Here is a 15,616-nt window from a genome sequence, read left to right as displayed (position 1 = left end):
AATTTTCACGCCGGTTGAACCTGCTCGGAGGTTTTTTGCAGATGATAAACCTGCCTTAACCCTTTAATTACAATGATCCCAATGGAAACGATGAAATAACCGCTCATCAGCAGCGCCTGCATGATAACCCCAAACTGCCGCACCAGCAAGAACATTAAAACGGTTTTCAATATTCCCACCGAAAAAGTAACCACCAGTGGAAAATTGGGATTGCCGAGCGCCAGCAACAAGGGGCGATTCCAGTAAAACAAATTTGCAAAACTGAAACCGGCAAACAATACCAGAATCACCGGAAAGGCGGGTAAATAAGCGCCATCCTTGAAAAAGGATAAAAGATAAGGACCTGCGATCAGCATTCCCAATCCCGCCAGTCCACTCCAGGCCGCCGCAATCAAACTGGTGCGTCGCAGCAAGGACCGCAGCCGATCCCAGATGCGCAATGTAACCGCCCGGTTGATTTCCGGGAAGGTCGTCTGGATAAACGGCGAAATCGGTAAAACAATCACATTCATAATTGCCAGGCCGAATTTGTAATAACCCGCTTCTACCGGCGAGAGGAAGAAACCCACCCACAACACCTCGTTATCGCGTATCAGCATGTTGACCGTCTGGCTGAGATTGGTACTGATGGCAAATTTTGCCAGTTCTTTCTTACCGCTCAGGCTGGAAAGTGGTATCCGCCACCAGCCCTTACCGACTAACGGCCGCATCCAGTACAACGCCGCAATCATCAATCCCAGACCATAGATGAATTTTCCGGCCAAATACGCCATCAACACGTCAAATAAGCCGCCCCGCAACAAGAATACCGTCCCAATCCAGCCGGCAGTGAGCAAGTTCTGACTCAGGTTCAAGGCTGCCAGCGTGCGAAAATGCCCCCCCAGCTGTAAAATGGCGCTCGATGTTTCTGTCACAAGATTGGCCAGCAGCGCCAATCCATACAGGATAATCCAGGGAGCCGCTCTTTCATCTTTGATGATGTAGACAGCCGCCAGTTGGGCGGTGAGGATCAGCAGTCCATAGGCCACCAAAGAGGTAAAAGCCTCACTCATCCCGGCTGCTTTGATCACGGCTGCTGCCCGTTCCTTTTGCTCCTCAGCCAGATACTGCCCGGCAAACTTGACCACCAGTTCGTTCATCCGGAATGAGAGCAGACGATTGACATTCGAAGCATATGCAATGATCATCCCCAACAACCCGTAATCCCCCACATTCAACAGGGCTGCTGCCAGCAAACCTTGCAGGGAGGCCAATCCCATACTGATCGTATTGGAAGAAAACAGGTAAGATGAATTACGCACAACCGTGCGCAATAAACGATCTTCCCGCCATTGCTGCAACCAGCGCTTTGTCACTATCCATCCGTTATAATCTGGCTGGCCCACTCGCGCTCTTGCAGGTACCAGTTGACCAGATTTTGAACACCCTCCCGCAGGTTGACCTGCGGCTGCCAGCCCAACACCTGTTCTGCTTTGCGCACATCAGCCAGATTTTTCATCATATCAGCCGGATGAAACGGCAAAAATTCCAGCCGGGCTTTCCGACCGAGTAGTTCTTCGATCAATGTCACCAAATCCAGCACACTGATCGATTCATGCCCGCCCAGATTGATAATTTCAAAACCCAGTGGTTTCAAACCCAGCAATACCCCGCGGGCAACATCATCAATGTAGGTAAAACCACGGGACTGGCTGCCATCCCCATTGATTTTTACCGGCCGTCCTTCGGCAATCCACTGGACAAAACGAAACATGGCCAGATCCGGCCTGCCTGCCGGCCCATAGACAGTAAAGAAACGGAAGATTGTAACATCCAGCCCGTACAAATGATGGTAGGCATGACACATGACCTCGCCGGCTTTTTTTGTGGCTGCGTAAGGCTGGAGAGGATGACTGCTATCGGCTTCTTCAGGGGTTGGATAGGGGGGATTTGCACCGTAAATAGATGAAGTCGAGGCGAATACAAACTTTGCACAATCAAATTGACGGCACATTTCCAGCAAGGTCAGCGTGCCGGCCGAATTGGATCGTTCAAATTCCCAGGGGTCCTGGGTACTGGCACGCACGCCCGCCCTGGCAGCCAGATGAATTACACCGTCAAAGGGGCGGTAGTGGGCGAACAATTCCCGCATTGCCTGCCGGTCGGCAATGTCTTGCCGGTGAAATTCAAATTGAGAAAATTCCTTAAGCCGGGCAAGCCGGTATTCCTTCAAGCGCACATCATAGGCGGTATTGAGGTTGTCCACCCCCACAACCTGATGTCCCTGGGCAATCAACAGATTGGCTACCCGCGCACCGATAAATCCAGCCGCGCCGGTCACCAGAAAGCGCATCGGCATTACAACCTCACCACTTTGGGATGATTGCGTCCCAGTTTACCGAGTGCATTGCGGGTGTCCACAATCAAGCGCGCCTGTTCAAGCAATGCCGGGTAATCATAGACCGAGTGGTTGGTAATGATCACCACACAATCCGCCTCGCGCACTGCTGCCATCAAATCCGTCACCGATTCGAGATGATAATCATTATGTTCAATCGTAGGAATATAAGGATCATGATAACTGACCAGCGCGCCTTTTTCGCGCAGCAGGTGAATGACATCCAGGGCAGGTGACTCGCGCAAGTCATCCACATCCGGCTTGTAGGCCGCGCCGATGACCAGTATTTTGCTATCCCGCAGGGGTTTGCGATGATCGTTCAGGGCATCCTGAACCTTTCCCACCACAAAGCGCGGCATGTTCGTGTTGATCTCTGAAGCCAGTTCAATGAAGCGCGCAGTGTAGTTCAGTGATTTGAGTTTCCATGAGAGATAGAGCGGATCAATAGGAATACAATGTCCGCCCAACCCCGGACCGGGGGTAAATTTCATGAAACCAAAGGGTTTGGTAGCAGCTGCTTCGATGACCTCCCAAACATCCACTTTCAGACGGTTGCACATGATCGCAAGTTCATTGACCAGACCGATGTTAATCATGCGGAAGGTGTTTTCAAGGAGTTTGGCCATTTCAGCAACCTCGGTGGATGAAACCGGCACCACGGTTTGGAGAGCCGCACCGTACCATGCCGCCGCCACCTCCGTGCAGCGGGGTGTGATTCCGCCCAGCACTTTGGGAGTGTTGTAAGTTGTCCAATCCTTGCGTCCCGGATCTACTCGTTCGGGCGAAAAGGCAAGGAAAATGTTATCCCCAATTTCCAGCCCGGGTTGAGCACACAAGGCCGGCAGCACCAGCTCACGGGTGGTACCGGGGTAGGTGCTGGATTCAAGGACGATCACCATACCGGGGTGGGCAAACGGCGCTAGTCCTTCGGCTGCACTGACAATATAGGACAAATCGGGGTCTCCGGTTTTGCGCAGCGGGGTCGGCACACAAATCGAAACGGCATCCGCCTCCTGCAAAGCAGCATAATCGGTCGTGGCCTTTAACCTGCCCTGCTCCACCAGACGTTGTACCTGTTCCTGTGGCACATCCAGAATATAACTTTCGCCGCGGTTGAGTGCCTCCACTTTGCTTTCAACCGGGTCAATACCGGTCACTTCAAAGCCGGCTTCTGCAAACACAACGGCGAGCGGCAGCCCCACATACCCCATGCCAAGGATGGCCACTTTCGCAGAGCGGTTCTTGAATTTTTCAATCAACTGCTGTTGGTAGTTTTCCGTCATCTTTTTTGCTCTTTCACCAGAGAAATGGAAACGAACACCCTTAGCCGTAACGCCTAAAAGAGGCTCAGTTGGGTGGGTTTGGATTGCTCTTCTTCCTCCTCAGCCGGTTTGGAAAGCGGCTGAGCATCTTTGACGTTTTGACGATTCTGGCGTGCCTGTTGGATGTAGCCACCCAGCCTGGAAAAGTCCTCTACTACTGCGCCCTTCAAAGAAGGTTGATGCAGGGCTGCAGCCGGATGAAACATCGGCACAATCATACGCCCATCCAGCCAGCGTGCTTTACCATGCACATCACTGATGCGAACATTGGGAAGAAAACGTGCCATCGAGTAGCGCCCCAGCGTGACAATGACCAGCGGATTGATCGCCTGAATCTGCCGTTCCAGATAGTCATTGCAGGCCATCAACTCCTCCGGCAGAGGGTCCCGGTTGCCCGGCGGGCGGCATTTAACCACATTGGTGATAAACACCGTTTCCCTCTTTAGCCCGGCACGCTGCAACAGTTCATCCAAAAATTTTCCGGCCGCCCCGACAAACGGGCGACCCTGTTCATTTTCATAAAAGCCCGGTCCTTCGCCAATAAACATCACTTCGGCATTTGCCGGGCCTTCTCCCGGCACGGCTTTTTTGCGCGAAAAACTCAGCTGGCAGCGTTGACACACGGATACCTCCGCTGCGACTTTTTTCAAGACTTCATCAGGTTGATCCATGGTCTATCTCTCCCGAAGGAATTGTCCCAACATCCTCATCACCATCTTGCAAAAATTCGCGTAATTTTTGCGGGTTGATGTTATCCAGTGTCATAATCAGGGCATCTTCTCCATTATCCCGGTAGTACCCGCTACGCACGGCTGTGACCCTGAACCCAAATTTTTTATAGAGATTCTGGGCAGCCAGATTCGAACGGCGGACTTCCAGATAACATTGCCGGACACCCATTTCGTACACTTCAAGCAGGGATTCTGCCAGCAGGCGGCGGCCGATTCCATGCCGCCGATAGACCGGGTGGATGGCAAAGGTACCGATATGCGCCTCGTCCAGTACCTGCCACATCACAATCATACCCACCACCTCAACCTGCCCCTCGGCAGTTTGAACTTCCGCAACCCACAAGCGGGAAGCCGGATTTTCGGTGATTTCGAATCGGAAGGATCGTTCCGGCCATGGCAGCGAAAATGAAGCCAGATCAATTTCCCGCACTCGCGGAACATCCCGCAATTCCATTGGACGGATGATCACCCGGGCTGAGGAAAGGTTTTCTTTCAAACCGTTACTCCCTCCGCGGTGCTGAGGTAAATCGGCGCCAGACGGATTGGATCATCCACTTTGTTAGTGCGCCAGCGTTTCCACGCCAGTTCCGCCAGATAGGATGGCCTGCGCAAGGAAGCGGCTGGTGAAGCCAGCACAACCAATCGTCTTTTACGTGCCAGGACTACCCGCTCTGCTGCGCTCAATTCACCGCAAACCAGAGTGGGCGTTTCGATGGTTTGTGCCAATTCTTCGACACTCATCACCTTCGGTTCGGACTGACTTTCCCAGCGGTGTGCTTTTGACTGATACCAGCCCACTGCCAGCCGCCCTCTTCCGGCCTGCAAGGCAACCACCAGCGGGAGGTCTTGCACCGGTTGGGCAGCCGTCAGGATTTCAAAGGTCGGGATGCCAATCAAGGGAATTTTCAAAGCCAATGCCATACCTTTGGCAATCGCCAGTCCAATCCGTAAGCTGGTGAAGGATCCCGGTCCAAGAGCGACCCCGATGGCTTTTAAGTCAGCAGTGCGCACTCCGCAGCGATTCATCAGGTCTTGCAAAGCCGGAGCCACCTCGACGGTGTGATGATTTTGGGTGCGCCAGATCGATTCCGCAATGACCTGCGCCCCTTCATACAGGGCAACGCCGGCGTATTGAGTTGACGTATCCAATGCCAGCAGCATTCAGCCTCCCACCACCCGCTGACGGAATTCCTGGACCAGCGTTTCGTAACGACTGCCCTGAGCCAGAAACACCATACCGCGTTGTTCTTCCGCAATCCAGCTCAAGCGCACCAGCAAGTGTTCGCGCGGTAGAGCCGATTGGATGTTCTCCGGCCATTCCACCACCAATGCGCCACTTTCCATCAACCAGTCCAGGTCCAAATCCAGGGCTTCCGCGGCTGACTTCAAACGGTAAGCATCCAGATGATAAAGAGCCTGGCCATCCGGCCGACGGTAAACATTCACCAGCACAAAGGTGGGGCTGGAAACGGGATCTAACGATCCCCACCCATGCGCCATGCCTTGTACCAGCGTTGTTTTACCGCTGCCAAGTTCTCCCTGCAGGAGGACCACATCCCCTTTCTGTAACAGACCTCCCAAACGCATTCCCAGCCGGCGGGTTTGATCGGCGCTGCGACTGAAAAATTCCAGCGTTCGTGCATCCAGAATAGGCATATTCAAATTATACCCGTATTTTGGTGGTTGACTGTCGGCGGGCTTGCTCCACGAGTAAATGGGCAATCTCGCGAGCAGCCTTCGGCCTGCCCAGTTTCAAAGCAGTTTGAGCGGTTTTCAGGCGTTCCTCAGGCCGCCGCAGCCAGTGCTGTAACGCCTTGACCACCAGCCCGGGTTGAGGTGCCCATACGCCCGCCCCATGCCGGACAACAAAATCCACATTGCCGTCCTCTTGTCCGGGCATTTTGCTGTAAAGAATCAATGGTAAACCGGCAATAAAGGCTTCACAAATCGTACCCGGCCCGGCTTTGGTAATCAAAATATCGGCAGCCCGCATAAAATCGGGCATTTCGGTGACAAAGCCATAGACTTTGACCGGTATTTGCCAGCGCACGCGTTGGAGTTGTTCTTTCAAGACGCGGTTACGCCCGGCCACAATGATCAACTGCAGAGGGAGATGGGCTTCGTCAATTGCTCGAGCGGTGGCGGCCAGCGGCCCCATCCCCTCACCGCCGCCCACCAGAATGGCCACCGGCAAGTCTTGTCGCCAACCAAGCCGCTCGCGTAACACGCGTTCGTCAGCCCTTGGCTGGCAAAACCGCTCCGCAACCGGCAGGCCGACTACCCGCATCTGTGACGGATTCAGCCCCATCTCCAGCCCGCGCTGGAAAGCCTCGTCGGTCGGCACCACCACCAGATCCGCCTGATTGCAGTACCACGCCGCGTGGGTAGAAACCAGGTCGGTTACGACGGTAATGAACGGCACACCCAACTTTTTGGCTGCTTTTGAAACAGGAGTGTTGATCAACTGATGAACCGAAACAACCAGCGAAGCCGGATGTTCCATCAAAAGACGGTCGAGCGAACGGCGTACATACGGCCAGAGCATGGTATATGCAAAACGAGTTCGGCGCTTACCGTCGCTGATCCGGTAACCCAATTCCCATAAATCCGGCATGCGCGAAAGGGTGGGGTAAATGCGCGGTGCAAGGTTAATCGGCGGGGGAGCATATTCCAAAAAGATGTCCACCATCTCCGTGCTGATCTGGTCACCAAATTCCAGACCCATTGCCTCGATGATGGCTTCCGCCGCGCTGCGATGACCGCCGCCGGTATCTGAAAACAGAAAAAGGATGTGCGGTTTATCCGGCGGGGTTTTGCTCATGGCTGCCTCGCGTCACAATTGTCTTCAAGCGGCGGGATAACTCCCGACGGGTCAATAACACCCGCCGTTGACAGGTGCAGCATTCCAGCCCAATATCGGCACCCAGGCGTACCACCTTCCATTCATACCCTCCACAAGGATGGGGTTTTCGAAGGCGCACCACATCATTCAGCTGCAAATCTGGCAACATGCCCGCATTATACCACCCATGTTATAATCGTTTTATGTTGAATCTCGATCCGCAAACCCTCATCAGCCGCATTTTCATCCTGATCATTGCCTTCAGCGTGCATGAATTTGCCCATGCCTGGACGGCTACCCGTTTCGGCGATGAAACGCCGCGTCAATACGGACGGCTGACCCTCAATCCGCTCAGTCATCTCGATCCCTTTGGCTCCCTGATGCTGTTAATTGCCGGTTTTGGCTGGGCCAAACCGGTGCCGGTCAACCCGTATGCGCTCAACCGGCGCTCACCAGCCGCCCTGATGTGGGTCTCACTCGCCGGGCCGTTTTCCAATTTTCTACTGGCAGCTCTGGCCGCCATTCCATTGCGATTGGGTCTGGTGACTTTCTCATCCGGCAGTCCCCTGCCGGGCTTTTTCCCAACGCCCTACCAGTTCCTGCTTGAATTTATCTTTATCAACCTGATATTGATGTTGTTCAACCTGATTCCGCTGGCACCCCTGGACGGCGATAAAATCGTCGAGTATTTTGCACCACCGTCATTGGCACGTGCTATGAGTGTGATCCGCCCGTACGGATCACTGATTTTAATCGGTTTACTGATCATCCCCTCTCGCCTGGGTTTTGACGTGTTTTCCTTAATTATGAATCCCGCCTTACCCAATCTCCTTTATTTATTACTGGGAGGAAATTAATGGCATTACGCATCAGTCTTCTTGGTCTGAACCAGACCGCAGTTTCTATCGGGCTGGCGCTCCAAAAAAACACAGCCCAACTGGAGCGGGTCGGCTCAGATGCCGACCTGATTGCCGAGCAAAAAGCCCTTCATCTCAAGGCGATTGACCGTATCATTCACAACCTGCACGCTGCGGTAGAAAAAGCCGATGTAGTCATTTTGTGCCTGCCGGTGGATGAAATTCGCAGTACCCTGGAAGCCATTGCGCCATCATTGAAAGCCGGCGCAGTGGTTCTGGATACTTCCCCGCTTTCCAACACCGTGTTTAACTGGGCAAAAAATCTCTTACCCGAAGAACGCTATCTCATCTCCTTCACCCCCGCCCTGAATCCGTCCTTCCTCACCGATACGGATGAATCCCTGGACAAAGCCAGTCCAGACTACTTCCAGCGCGGCCTGATCGTCATCACCGCCCCGCCTGACACTCACGCCGATGCCCTCAAACTGGCCGGAGATCTGGCAGAAATGATCGGCGGTAAACCTTTTTATGCTGATCCTTTTGAAGCCGACGGTCTTATGGCAATGGTTGATTTGCTGCCCAAACTGACGGCGGCCGGCATGATGCGGGCTGCCATGAATCAGCCGGGCTGGCGGGAAGGTAGAAAACTGGCCGGGCGCTCGTTTGTAGAGGTGACCGAACCCCTTTTGCACCTCAATGAACAAAAATTGCTCGGTCAAACCGCAATCTTCAACAGCGACAATGCCATTCGCCTGCTGGATGCCCTGATTGGTGAACTGGAAGATTTCCGCGAAATGCTGCTTAATCAGGATGATCAGGCGCTTCATCAGGCATTGACCAGCGCTCAGCAACAGCGCATTCAATGGTGGCAAGACCGCCTGGAAGGGATGTGGGATGTGCCTTCCTCACCTTCGATTCTGCCCACCAGTGGTCAGCTGATCGGCAGATTGTTCGGTCTGGGCAAGCGCCCCCGAGAACAGGGCAAAGGGAACAAACCATCCAGATAGTCTATGGGGTATTACTGCTATATTCTGGAATGCAATGATGGCAGTTTTTATACCGGCTGGAGCACCGACCCGCACCGCCGCGAGCGCCAGCACAATTCCGGTCGGGGAGCGCGTTATACCCGCTTGCATCTGCCCGTCCGCCTTGTGTATGTTGAAGAGCAGCCTAGCCGGCAGGCCGCCTTGCGCCGTGAAGCTCAGTTGAAAAAGCTCAATCATCAGCGTAAAAAAGAATTGATTCAAAACAACAATTCGCAATGATCGAACCACTCTCCGCTCATCTCCCCAACCCCGACTTTGATGTCCGCGCCCCCGGTCGAGTCAATCTACTGGGGGAGCATGTTGATTACAATGAGGGCATCGTCTTGCCGGCTGCCATTGACCGTTATGTTCACTTACAGGCCGCGGCACGTTCTGACACCACGGTAGATTTAACCGCGCTGGATCTGGGGCAGAGAATTTCTTTCGATGTAGAAGACCTGCAGGCCCGGCAATTACCGGATTGGGCACGCTACCCCGCCGGAGTGGCCTGGGCGGCCAGGCAGCGCGGCTTAACCGTCAGCGGCATTCATGCGGTGTTCACTTCCACTGTCCCGATTGGAGCGGGTCTCAGTTCCTCGGCTGCGGTTGAAGTGGCTTTTGGGGCTTTATGGAATGAATTAAACGGCTGGGGACTGAGCCGTTTGGAACTGGCACGTCTGTGTCAGCAAGCCGAAAATCAGTTTGTCGGCGTCAACTGCGGACTGATGGATCAATTTGCCTCCGCCTGCGGGGTCAAGGATCACGCCCTGATGTTCGATACCCGCTCCCTGGAATACGAACCCGTCCCTCTCCCGTCTGGAACCGCGTTGGTGATCGCCGATTCAGGGGTGCGCCGCACCCTGGCAGGTTCGGCTTACAATCAACGCCGCGCCGATTGTGAAGAAGCCGTGCGCCTCTTGCAGATGCACCTGCCTGCCATTCATAGCTTGCGGGATGTCAGCCCGGAGGACTTCAACCGACTAGCCTTATACCTGCCGGAGCAGGTTCGCCAACATGCCCGTCATGTGGTGGAAGAAATTGCCCGCGTGCAGCAAGCCGTAAAATACCTCAAAGGTGGTGATAGTCGTTCGTTCGGGGAATTAATGTACGAAGGTCATGCCTCTTTGCGAGATTTGTATCAGGTCAGCATTCCCGAACTGGATGCACTGGTGGAGATTGCCGCCCACCTGCCGGGTTGCCTTGGGGCACGCCTGACGGGAGCCGGTTTTGGGGGATGCACGGTTAATCTGGTGCTGGAAGAAGCAGCCCGGACTTTTGCCCAATCGCTGGCGCAGGAATATCACACCCGCACCGGCAAATCGGCTGAAATCTACCTCTGCCACGCCAGTGAGGGAGTCAGCCTTCAAAAGGCATGAAGTCAATGGACATTTTCGGACAAAAATCAGGAAGAATATCACCCTGTAAACCGAAGCATTTAACCCTAAAATCAATATAATGAGAATATCCCCCATGTTTACTGGCAGTATCGAAGTCTCGCCGCTGTTTCTCTCGTTTTCTACCCCCACACTTCAGGAGGAAATTTACTAATGAAGGTGTTTGTTGACCCGGATATCTGTATGGGCTGCGGTGTATGCGAAACGATTGCCCCCGAAATTTTTCAGTTGGGTGACGCCATTCATGCAATTGTCATCATGGATCCCGTCCCCGAATCTTACCGTGACCTCGTCCAGCAAGCCGTGGATGAATGCCCCGAAGAAGCCATTTCATTCGAAGATTGACGAGCCGCTGAGTTTTTGACGAAACAGGAAAATTTGCCGTAAAGGAGTGAGGTTATCTGCGGCAAATCCGATTGGATGATAGGCGGAGGAACCCCGTTTGTCTTTGAAAGTTGACGTGTTGGTGCGCGTCCGCCGGCGCGCCTGATTTTCCGTTTCCGATAATTACAAAAAATCACCCCGTTAAGCGATCACCGCGGGGTGATTTTTGATTCGGATTCGATGAATGGTTTATTCTTCAAACAAAGGCAGGTGTGCCAGAGCGACAATCCCATTCCAGCGCGCCAAGTCCCCCTCAGTGCAGATGGCCGCTTCCACAGTGACGGTTGCCCCAGCCTGTTCCATGAGGGAACGCATACCTTCCAGGGTTGAACCGGTGCTGATCACATCATCCAGGATCATGACTTTTTTCCCGCGCAGTAAGCGGTGATCCTTTTCATCAAGATAGAGCGTTTGCGGCTCACCGGTGGTAATTGAAAGGGTTTGGGCCTTCAAGGCCTCGCCCATGTAAAATTTATAAACCTTGCGCAGCACCACATAAGGCTTGTTCAAACGCACCGACATGGCATACGCCAGTGGAATACTTTTTGACTCGGCTGTGACGATCACATCAAAATCACGATCACGCGACTGATGTGCCAGAGCCTCAGCGCAAGCCTCAACCAGCGGCGTATCCCCCAGAATATTCAAAATCGCAATTTTCAAACCGGGTTTGACCTCAAATAGCGGCAACTCGCGGCGCAGCCCCGCCAGTTCAATCGCGTAAGTTTCGCGTTCGACCATTTTTCCAACTCCTCAACAATTTTTCTGCCGGCATGTCCCCGATGATGACAGACTTCAAGTTTACCATAGAACAATTCGTTTTAAGACAAATCAATCCCATTTATATGAAAGCCTAACGGCCGCCCAGACGGGCGATAATGTTCAAGACCACCGTCAGAATGATGCTGAGCAAAATGGAGGCTGCCAGCGGGAAGATGCAGGTAAAACCCTCTCGTTCGATTTTAATGGTGCCGGGCAGGTTCTGCAAAGCCGGCAGCCGTCCCATTATCCAGAAGATGCCACCGACCACCACCAGCCCAATACCCAGAAACATCAACCAGCGTCCAATCACTTCAAAACTCTGCATGGTGACTTCACCTCTCGACTGGATTTTTCAAAAATATAATCCATAGAGGGCGGGATGGGTAGGGTAACCTCGCACTGAATTTTTGGAAGCATAGTGGCAATAATACCAAATAAGAATTGATGTTTAGGAAAGAGAACTTCCTAAACTCCTTGACACCCCATTCATTTGGGTTTATATTTAGTGTATAAATTACACCAACTATCTTTCCCCGGAGTTTTCCCATGAGCATTTTCGACGGCAAGCGTCTGACCAATGAAACCTTCAAACTGGATATTGAGCGCATGCGGCGCGGCTGGTATACCGACAAGTACTTCGTCAACATTACCACCATGCTCAGCGTGCTTTCCAAACAGGGTTATCGTTATCAGGGCCAGGATCACCGCCTGCCGCCCGGCATTGACCCATACCAGATCGCCTGCGGCGATATTGAAGTCGAGATGCAGTGGTTCACCCGCCGACCGGGTAAAACCATTGTGGTTGGCGTGGATAAAGCCCTGACCATGCTGCGCCACTGCACGGGTTACTTTGAGGGAGATACCTTTATTAATACTGCCGATCAGTTGGAAGTTTGGGCGGTTCATGATGGCTGCACGGTCACTTCGGACGGCAACCCTCTGAATGTTCAACCGGTGATGCGCGTGCGCGGGCGGTACCGAGACTTTGCTATTCTGGAGACCCCCACCCTTGGTATCCTCACCCGCGCCAGCCGGGTGGCCACCAATGTGTATAATGCTCTGGTGGCTGCACGTGGCAAGCCAATGCTTTTTTTCCCGGCTCGTTTTGACCTGCACGAAGTGCAGGCAGCTGATGGTTACGCCTACCAGATTGCCGTCCAGCGGTATAACCACGATCATGCCAGCACATTAGGCCCCTTCGTTTCCACCGATGCACAGGGCGACTGGTGGGGTGGTGCTGGCGGTGGCACGGTGGCTCATGCTGCAATTGCTTCCTTTTTGGGGGACACCGCCGAGGCCATGCTGGCGTTTGCCAAGGTGCTTTCTCCCAGCATTCCACGCATTGCTCTGGTGGATTTCAACAATGATTGTGTGCGTGATTCGCTGGCGGTTTGCAAGGCCATGTTTGAACGCTACCGCGCATTGATTGAAGCCGGTCAGACGGAAGAAGCCCAGCGGTATAAACTCTATGGCGTCCGACTGGATACCAGTGGAAGTTTACGAGATGTCAGCGTTCCGCCGCTCGGTGACCCTGCCCTCGATTTGGGCGTCAATCCTCGGCTGGTCTTTCTGGTACGTCAGGCGCTGGATACGGCCTGGGAAACCTGGGATCTACCCGCCGATTGGCGCGAGCCAGCCCGGCGCTACTGTCAGGAGGTCAAAATCGTCGTCTCCGGCGGCTTCACCCCCGAAAAAATCACCCGTTTTGAAAAACTGCAAGTGCCGGTGGATATCTACGCGGTCGGCTCAGCCCTGTTCGATAACCACAACGATACCGTCACCGACTATACCGCTGATGTGGTGCGCATCAAAGTGGATGGTCAATGGGTGGATATGGCCAAAGTCGGCCGCAAAGCACTGGATAACCCTGATTTAGAACGAGTCTGGTAATTCAGGGTTTTTGATAGACCAGCCCAACCCAGTCGTTTTGAATCATTCGCTCGACAAACTGAAGGCCATGCATTTCAGCCTCGGCCTCTACCGCCGGCGATTGTTCATCCAGAATGCCGGAAAGGATGATCTTTCCGCCCTTTGTAAGGGTATCCGCCAATCCTTCCCCAAACATGCGAATGATCACCGGCGCCAAAATATTAGCCAGTACCAGCGGAGCACGGCGCAGTGTGTAATACCCCACCAGGATCTCATTTAGGGAACCAACCCCACTGTCAATTTGATCGACAACGCCGTTCAGGGCAGCGTTTTCACGGGTCGAACGGATGGCGGCCTGATCAATATCTACTGCCAAAACGCGACTGGCGCCCAGTTTGACCGCCGCAATGGATAAAATCCCCGACCCACAGCCGATATCAATGACCGCATCCCCCGCTCTTAAGTGCTTTTCCAGCAGCGCCAGACACAACTGGGTGGTAGGATGCGTACCGGTGCCGAACGCCATACTCGGGTCAATTTTGATGGGGATACGCTGCTCATCGGTCAGTTCTATCCATGCCGGTAAAATCATTAATTTTTCTCCAACCGGTATCGGCCGATAATGCTCCCGCCAGGCCGCCATCCAATCCTGATCTTCAATCTCGCGGTATTCGGCGGGTGGTAGCGGCTGAATCTGACTGAGGTGCCACAAAGCTTCTTCCAGTTTCATGCGGCGCTGTTCCAGGGTGCTATCCACCACCATGTAACCGAACACTTTGACCGGTCCGTAGGGAACGCCTTCGCTCTCTTCGTCGTTATAACGGACGGCCTGTTCCATCACCACTCCCTGCGAGGTGTAACGGCCAATCACATCTGCTACGGCTTCGGCCAATTCCCCATCTACAATCAGAGATACTTCCAACCAGCGTGCTTCAGCCACCTAAAACCTCTTTGAGCAAGTCCAGGAAGCTTTTTTCCTGCGGGCGAACCTCGCTGCCCAGGGTTTTTGCCAGTTTTTCGAATAATTCGCGTTGTTCGTTGGTCAGACGGGTAGGCACTTCGACATTGACGATCACCAGTTGATCGCCCCGTCCGTTACCGCGCACGTTCGGCACGCCTTTACCCTTAAGCCGAAAGATTTTACCGGGCTGTGTGCCTGCCGGGATGTTCAACCTGGTTTTGCCGTCAATGGTCGGCACTTCAATTTCCGCCCCCAGTGCCGCCTGGGCTACATTGATGTTCAAATCCAGCAAAATATCATCATTCTTGCGGCGGAAGAAGGGATGATCTTTGACGTGAATTTCGATATACAGGTTGCCATGCGGCCCGCCGTTGCTGCCGGGTTGACCTTCTCCCGCCAGCCGAATCTGGGTGCCGTTGTCCACTCCCGCCGGAATCGGGACGGTCTTTCGAATGGTTTTACGTTCCAACCCGCGACCTTTGCAAGTGTGGCAGGGGGTACTGATGACTTCTCCGCTCCCACCGCAGGCCGGGCAGGTCGTGACCTGTACCATCGCCCCAAGGAAAGTCTGACGAGTTTGTCGAACCTCACCGCGTCCGCCGCAGGTCTGGCAGCGCACGGGCGCTGTACCGGGCTCGGCCCCGCTGCCGCGGCAGGTAGAACACACCTCATCGCGGGTAATTTCAATTTCTTTCTCAACCCCAAAAACGGCCTCTTCAAAAGTCAGCGTGACGGTGGTACTTAAATCAGCTCCGCGGCGGGGCGCATTACGCCGCCGGGAACTGCCGCCCATGCCAAAGCCAAAGAACTCCTCAAAAATGTCCGAAAAGTCAATGGTTGTGAAATCCGGCATGCCGCCCATGCCGTTAACCCCGGCATGACCGTACCGGTCATACGCTGCTCGTTTTTCCGGGTCCGAAAGCACGCTATACGCTTCATTGATTTCCTTAAAGCGTTGTTCGGCATCCGGTTCTTTATTGACATCCGGATGATACTTGCGAGCCAGCGTCCGAAATGCTGATTTGATTTCCTCACTGCTCGCATTTCGGCTGACCCCTAAAACCTCGTAATAATCACGCTGCGCCATTCGAC

Annotated in this window: 19 protein-coding genes; 6 read left to right on the top strand and 13 right to left on the bottom strand. The window is 53.8% G+C overall.

What is annotated here, in order from left to right:
• Positions 1-5 precede the first annotated feature (5 nt).
• The 9 genes from AC812_RS09360 to AC812_RS09320 are packed head-to-tail and all read right to left on the bottom strand — an operon-like array spanning position 6 to position 7,441.
• The gene (locus AC812_RS09360; RefSeq protein ID WP_061914184.1) at positions 6-1,355 is read right to left on the bottom strand and encodes a lipopolysaccharide biosynthesis protein; all 1,350 of its coding nucleotides are present in this window, start codon (positions 1,353-1,355) and stop codon (positions 6-8) included.
• Positions 1,355-2,338 carry an NAD-dependent epimerase/dehydratase family protein gene (locus AC812_RS09355; protein ID WP_236839237.1) on the bottom strand — a complete coding sequence of 328 codons (984 nt, stop codon included), beginning with the start codon at positions 2,336-2,338 and terminating at the stop codon, positions 1,355-1,357. The genes AC812_RS09360 and AC812_RS09355 overlap by 1 nt, the downstream gene beginning before the upstream one ends.
• Positions 2,338-3,660, bottom strand: coding sequence for a nucleotide sugar dehydrogenase (locus AC812_RS09350; protein ID WP_061914182.1), 1,323 nt, complete (start codon positions 3,658-3,660; stop codon positions 2,338-2,340). Before AC812_RS09350 ends, AC812_RS09355 begins: the two co-directional genes overlap by 1 nt.
• A gap of 53 nt (positions 3,661-3,713) precedes the next feature.
• Positions 3,714-4,370, bottom strand: coding sequence for a uracil-DNA glycosylase (locus tag AC812_RS09345; protein ID WP_061914180.1), 657 nt, complete (start codon positions 4,368-4,370; stop codon positions 3,714-3,716).
• Positions 4,357-4,926 (bottom strand): ribosomal protein S18-alanine N-acetyltransferase, encoded by a 570-nt coding sequence (gene rimI / locus AC812_RS09340; RefSeq protein ID WP_201797695.1) that lies wholly within the window; start codon positions 4,924-4,926, stop codon positions 4,357-4,359. The genes AC812_RS09345 and rimI overlap by 14 nt, the downstream gene beginning before the upstream one ends.
• Positions 4,923-5,591, bottom strand: coding sequence for a tRNA (adenosine(37)-N6)-threonylcarbamoyltransferase complex dimerization subunit type 1 TsaB (gene tsaB, locus AC812_RS09335; protein ID WP_061914178.1), 669 nt, complete (start codon positions 5,589-5,591; stop codon positions 4,923-4,925). Before tsaB ends, rimI begins: the two co-directional genes overlap by 4 nt.
• The gene (gene tsaE, locus AC812_RS09330) at positions 5,592-6,086 is read right to left on the bottom strand and encodes a tRNA (adenosine(37)-N6)-threonylcarbamoyltransferase complex ATPase subunit type 1 TsaE (protein ID WP_061914176.1); all 495 of its coding nucleotides are present in this window, start codon (positions 6,084-6,086) and stop codon (positions 5,592-5,594) included. It lies immediately after the preceding gene.
• Between the two features lie 7 nt (positions 6,087-6,093).
• Positions 6,094-7,251: an MGDG synthase family glycosyltransferase gene (locus AC812_RS09325; RefSeq protein WP_061914174.1), complete on the bottom strand. Its 1,158-nt coding sequence runs from the start codon at positions 7,249-7,251 to the stop codon at positions 6,094-6,096.
• Positions 7,229-7,441 carry a DUF951 domain-containing protein gene (locus AC812_RS09320; protein WP_061914172.1) on the bottom strand — a complete coding sequence of 71 codons (213 nt, stop codon included), beginning with the start codon at positions 7,439-7,441 and terminating at the stop codon, positions 7,229-7,231. The genes AC812_RS09325 and AC812_RS09320 overlap by 23 nt, the downstream gene beginning before the upstream one ends.
• A gap of 34 nt (positions 7,442-7,475) precedes the next feature.
• Here AC812_RS09320 and AC812_RS09315 point away from each other — a divergent pair, with 34 nt between their 5' ends.
• The 5 genes from AC812_RS09315 (at position 7,476) to AC812_RS09295 (ending at position 10,893) form a co-directional block, all read left to right on the top strand.
• A complete protein-coding gene (locus AC812_RS09315; RefSeq protein WP_061914170.1) occupies positions 7,476-8,129 on the top strand; it encodes a site-2 protease family protein in 654 nt (217 codons plus the stop codon).
• Positions 8,129-9,136, top strand: a complete 1,008-nt coding sequence (locus AC812_RS09310) for a prephenate dehydrogenase (RefSeq protein WP_061914168.1) — start codon at positions 8,129-8,131, stop codon at positions 9,134-9,136. Before AC812_RS09315 ends, AC812_RS09310 begins: the two co-directional genes overlap by 1 nt.
• Before the next feature lie 3 nt (positions 9,137-9,139).
• The gene (locus tag AC812_RS09305) at positions 9,140-9,394 is read left to right on the top strand and encodes a GIY-YIG nuclease family protein (RefSeq protein ID WP_061914166.1); all 255 of its coding nucleotides are present in this window, start codon (positions 9,140-9,142) and stop codon (positions 9,392-9,394) included.
• Positions 9,391-10,530: a galactokinase gene (gene galK, locus AC812_RS09300; RefSeq protein WP_061914164.1), complete on the top strand. Its 1,140-nt coding sequence runs from the start codon at positions 9,391-9,393 to the stop codon at positions 10,528-10,530. Before AC812_RS09305 ends, galK begins: the two co-directional genes overlap by 4 nt.
• 171 nt (positions 10,531-10,701) lie before the next feature.
• A complete protein-coding gene (locus AC812_RS09295) occupies positions 10,702-10,893 on the top strand; it encodes a ferredoxin (RefSeq protein WP_061914162.1) in 192 nt (63 codons plus the stop codon).
• Positions 10,894-11,121: 228 nt separating this feature from the next.
• Here AC812_RS09295 and AC812_RS09290 read toward each other — a convergent pair whose 3' ends face one another.
• Positions 11,122-11,673, bottom strand: a complete 552-nt coding sequence (locus AC812_RS09290) for a phosphoribosyltransferase family protein (RefSeq protein ID WP_061914160.1) — start codon at positions 11,671-11,673, stop codon at positions 11,122-11,124.
• A gap of 112 nt (positions 11,674-11,785) precedes the next feature.
• Positions 11,786-12,019, bottom strand: a complete 234-nt coding sequence (locus tag AC812_RS09285; RefSeq protein WP_061914158.1) for a DUF2905 domain-containing protein — start codon at positions 12,017-12,019, stop codon at positions 11,786-11,788.
• A 221-nt stretch (positions 12,020-12,240) separates the two neighbouring features.
• Here AC812_RS09285 and AC812_RS09280 point away from each other — a divergent pair, with 221 nt between their 5' ends.
• Positions 12,241-13,584: a nicotinate phosphoribosyltransferase gene (locus tag AC812_RS09280; protein WP_061914156.1), complete on the top strand. Its 1,344-nt coding sequence runs from the start codon at positions 12,241-12,243 to the stop codon at positions 13,582-13,584.
• Position 13,585: 1 nt separating this feature from the next.
• Here AC812_RS09280 and prmA read toward each other — a convergent pair whose 3' ends face one another.
• Both prmA and dnaJ read right to left on the bottom strand, forming a co-directional pair.
• Positions 13,586-14,503: a 50S ribosomal protein L11 methyltransferase gene (gene prmA, locus AC812_RS09275; protein WP_061914155.1), complete on the bottom strand. Its 918-nt coding sequence runs from the start codon at positions 14,501-14,503 to the stop codon at positions 13,586-13,588.
• Positions 14,496-15,611, bottom strand: a complete 1,116-nt coding sequence (gene dnaJ, locus AC812_RS09270; protein ID WP_061914153.1) for a molecular chaperone DnaJ — start codon at positions 15,609-15,611, stop codon at positions 14,496-14,498. Before dnaJ ends, prmA begins: the two co-directional genes overlap by 8 nt.
• Between the last annotated feature and the right edge of the window lie 5 nt (positions 15,612-15,616).

The sequence above is a fragment of the Bellilinea caldifistulae genome, from assembly GCF_001306055.1.
Lineage (GTDB): Bacteria > Chloroflexota > Anaerolineae > Anaerolineales > Anaerolineaceae > Bellilinea > Bellilinea caldifistulae.
This window is presented reverse-complemented; position numbering and strand designations above follow the sequence as displayed.